This window comes from Streptomyces calidiresistens, assembly GCF_014141525.1.
Taxonomy (GTDB): Bacteria; Actinomycetota; Actinomycetes; order Streptomycetales; family Streptomycetaceae; genus Streptomyces; species Streptomyces calidiresistens.
This window is the reverse complement of the sequence record NZ_VKHS01001618.1, coordinates 1-393: the sequence shown is the minus strand read 5'-3', so window position 1 is coordinate 393 and position 393 is coordinate 1. Positions and strand designations below refer to the sequence as shown.

The window sequence follows — 393 nt, the reverse complement described above, 5'->3', positions numbered from 1 at the left end:
CCACCGGTGCGGGTGGGGGGAGGTGTTCGCGCAGGCGCCAGGCCAGGATGCCCGCCGCCCGGCCGCGCAGCACCGTCGGCAACCCCTGGCACAGCGACCGGACCACCTCCGCCTCGCTCGTGCCCCGGTTCAGCCAGGCGGTGATGCCCGGTGCCAGGGTCCGGCACTCCCGCTCCGAGAGCAGCAACCTCGGATCACGCCGCCGCAGGGCATGCGCGACGCGCATCACCGCCTCGCCGACCGGTTCGGCGTCCGGTTCGACGACCGGGGATTTCCCGCCGCCGGGGTTCCCGCCCGGGTTTTCCGCCACCGGGACGGTTTCGCCGGGGTCGGCGTTTTCCGGGGCGGCGATTTCGCCGAGAGGGCGGGAGAGGGAAGGCGGGGTGTTTCCTC

General features: G+C 74.6%; 1 pseudogene. It reads right to left on the bottom strand.

Going from position 1 to position 393, the window contains the following annotated elements:
* Nucleotides 1-310: pseudogene (locus FOE67_RS28530) on the bottom strand (hypothetical protein); the annotation flags it as partial.
* Nucleotides 311-393: the final 83 nt, after the last annotated feature.